Source organism: Listeria sp. SHR_NRA_18 (assembly GCF_003856515.1).
GTDB lineage: Bacteria > Bacillota > Bacilli > Lactobacillales > Listeriaceae > Listeria_A > Listeria_A newyorkensis.
Window position 1 is genome coordinate 1 of sequence record NZ_QPKR01000030.1, and the last position, 2286, is coordinate 2286.

Consider the following 2286-nt stretch of genomic DNA (forward strand, 5'->3'; position numbering starts at 1 on the left):
CATTGTCTGGTGGTTACGGCGAAGAGGTCACACCCGTTCCCATCCCGAACACGGAAGTTAAGCTTTTCAGCGCCGATGGTAGTAGGGGGCTTCCCCCTGTGAGAGTAGGTCGTCGCCGGGCAATGTATTATTCCACAGTAGCTCAGTTGGTAGAGCAATCGGCTGTTAACCGATCGGTCGCAAGTTCGAGTCTTGCCTGTGGAGCCATTATGGAGAGCTGTCCGAGTGGCCGAAGGAGCACGATTGGAAATCGTGTAGGCGGCGAAAGTTGTCTCAAGGGTTCAAATCCCTTGCTCTCCGTTCTCTGTAACTTTTATTATTTAGGCCCGTTGGTCAAGCGGTTAAGACACCGCCCTTTCACGGCGGTAACACGGGTTCGAATCCCGTACGGGTCATTTCTTTATTTTAGGGGGCTTAGCTCAGCTGGGAGAGCATCTGCCTTACAAGCAGAGGGTCAGCGGTTCGATCCCGTTAGCCCCCACCATTTATTATTTTAATATCGTCGCGGGGTGGAGCAGTCTGGTAGCTCGTCGGGCTCATAACCCGAAGGTCGCAGGTTCAAATCCTGTCCCCGCAATTAGTGGTTCCGTGGTGTAGGGGTTAACATGCCTGCCTGTCACGCAGGAGATCGCGGGTTCAAATCCCGTCGGGACCGCTTTATTTATGGCTTGGTAGCTCAGTTGGTAGAGCACTTGATTGAAGCTCAAGGTGTCGGCAGTTCGATTCTGTCCCAAGCCACCTTAATATATTTGGAGGGGTAGCGAAGTGGCTAAACGCGGCGGACTGTAAATCCGCTCCTTCGGGTTCGGCAGTTCGAATCTGCCCCCCTCCACCATTTTATAGTAGGGGCATAGTTTAAAGGTAGAACTAAGGTCTCCAAAACCTTCAGTGTGGGTTCGATTCCTACTGCCCCTGCCAAAATAGTAAATTTAATAATGGCGGGTGTGGCGAAGTGGTTAACGCACCTGATTGTGGTTCAGGCATTCGTGGGTTCGATTCCCATCATCCGCCCCATTTTTAAACGGTGGGCTATAGCCAAGCGGTAAGGCAACGGATTTTGATTCCGTCATGCGCTGGTTCGAATCCAGCTAGCCCAGTTTTTGTTTTTTGCGGAAGTAGTTCAGCGGTAGAACATCACCTTGCCAAGGTGGGGGTCGCGAGTTCGAACCTCGTCTTCCGCTTATTTTTCTTACGAATGTGGCGCCATAGCCAAGTGGTAAGGCAGAGGTCTGCAAAACCTTTATCACCGGTTCAAATCCGGTTGGCGCCTCCATTGAAGTTTATTTAAGATTATAGTATAATTATATTATGCCGGCGTGGCGGAATTGGCAGACGCGCTGGACTCAAAATCCAGTGATCTCACGATCGTGCCGGTTCGACCCCGGCCGCCGGTATCAAAGCAACCCCAACACTTTAAAGTGTTGGGGTTTTGTTTTTCTGATATAAAATAACTCGAGAGATTCCACAGGATTTCCACTTTGTATTTAGGCTCTGTGTCAATTGTTGGTGTAAAATATCGAGGGGCAAGCTAGGGAAACCATAGCTTGTGCCTCTTTTTAGCCTACAGAAATATCGAAATCTTTAATAAAGTGTTGTGCAAGAATCTTGGCGCGGAATCGTGCAAAGCTTCGATAATCGTAAGAAGTACGCTTGATGACTTTGGTTCGATTGTTGATGCCTTCTACGAAGCCATTCGATAGATGCGGGTAAATGAAAGCATTGATAATTTCCGTTTCCCAACGATCAAAAGTGCCGATAGCCTTTATGAATTCTGGTAGCTCCTTATCTTTTACGAGTTGATAAAAGGCATGTAAGGTCTTGCGAACATCGCGGCGTTCTTTTGCTTTCAAAGATGTTGGCAGTATACTTAAAAGAAGGTGCAGAGATACTATGGAGCAGTGCTGCTTGATGCCAGGATACGGAGAAGCGCTGATAGCGCGCAATGATGCCTTGATTTTTTTCATCAAACGATTTGCCACAAGGACAAAGATATCGACGCTTCCGATAATGTACGTAGACGTATTTTTCTGCCATTTTAAGATACTTAAAAGTGTGTATGCGATAGTCTTTGATACGATCTGTCCCTGTTCTGCAAGAGGGACTGTACTGAACCCCAAAAGTTGGACCAAATTTAATTAGACTTCTGTTTTAATAAGCCAAAAAAATTTTCCATAGGAGAGTTATCTAAACAATTTCCCTTACGGGACATGCTTTGGTAAACCTTATTCTTCTTTAAAAGAGATACCCATTTCTTATGCTGATAATGCCATCCTTGATCAGAATGGA

Annotated in this window: 1 protein-coding gene, 14 tRNA genes, 1 rRNA gene and 1 pseudogene; 15 read left to right on the forward strand and 2 right to left on the reverse strand. The window is 46.9% G+C overall.

Going from position 1 to position 2286, the window contains the following annotated elements:
- The first annotated feature begins 5 nt into the window (after positions 1-5).
- From rrf to DUK53_RS16915, 15 genes are all read left to right on the forward strand, one after another.
- A 5S ribosomal RNA gene (rrf, locus tag DUK53_RS16845) occupies positions 6-121 on the forward strand.
- A gap of 10 nt (positions 122-131) precedes the next feature.
- Positions 132-207 (forward strand) — tRNA-Asn (locus tag DUK53_RS16850).
- Positions 208-211: 4 nt separating this feature from the next.
- Positions 212-300, forward strand: a tRNA-Ser gene (locus tag DUK53_RS16855).
- A 23-nt stretch (positions 301-323) separates the two neighbouring features.
- Positions 324-395 (forward strand) — tRNA-Glu (locus DUK53_RS16860).
- A gap of 13 nt (positions 396-408) precedes the next feature.
- Positions 409-484 (forward strand) — tRNA-Val (locus DUK53_RS16865).
- Between the two features lie 19 nt (positions 485-503).
- A tRNA-Met gene (locus tag DUK53_RS16870) sits at positions 504-577 on the forward strand.
- Between the two features lie 5 nt (positions 578-582).
- Positions 583-655 (forward strand) — tRNA-Asp (locus DUK53_RS16875).
- A gap of 10 nt (positions 656-665) precedes the next feature.
- A tRNA-Phe gene (locus DUK53_RS16880) sits at positions 666-738 on the forward strand.
- Between the two features lie 13 nt (positions 739-751).
- Positions 752-835 (forward strand) — tRNA-Tyr (locus tag DUK53_RS16885).
- A gap of 9 nt (positions 836-844) precedes the next feature.
- Positions 845-918: transfer RNA gene (locus DUK53_RS16890), tRNA-Trp, on the forward strand.
- A 20-nt stretch (positions 919-938) separates the two neighbouring features.
- A tRNA-His gene (locus DUK53_RS16895) sits at positions 939-1014 on the forward strand.
- 11 nt (positions 1015-1025) lie between these two features.
- A tRNA-Gln gene (locus DUK53_RS16900) sits at positions 1026-1097 on the forward strand.
- A gap of 12 nt (positions 1098-1109) precedes the next feature.
- Positions 1110-1181, forward strand: a tRNA-Gly gene (locus tag DUK53_RS16905).
- Between the two features lie 18 nt (positions 1182-1199).
- Positions 1200-1273, forward strand: a tRNA-Cys gene (locus DUK53_RS16910).
- Positions 1274-1310: 37 nt separating this feature from the next.
- Positions 1311-1394 (forward strand) — tRNA-Leu (locus DUK53_RS16915).
- A 162-nt stretch (positions 1395-1556) separates the two neighbouring features.
- Here the strand turns inward: DUK53_RS16915 and DUK53_RS16920 are convergent.
- Both DUK53_RS16920 and DUK53_RS18035 read right to left on the reverse strand, forming a co-directional pair.
- A complete protein-coding gene (locus DUK53_RS16920) occupies positions 1557-1964 on the reverse strand; it encodes a transposase (RefSeq protein WP_124893203.1) in 408 nt (135 codons plus the stop codon).
- A gap of 25 nt (positions 1965-1989) precedes the next feature.
- Positions 1990-2136: pseudogene (locus tag DUK53_RS18035) on the reverse strand (transposase family protein); the annotation flags it as partial.
- Positions 2137-2286: the final 150 nt, after the last annotated feature.

What these genes read in the sequence shown, in the direction of transcription:
- DUK53_RS16920 (WP_124893203.1), bottom strand. Translation starts at nt 1,964, where the DNA reads ATGAAAAAAATCAAGGCATCATTGCGCGCTATCAGCGCTTCTCCGTAT.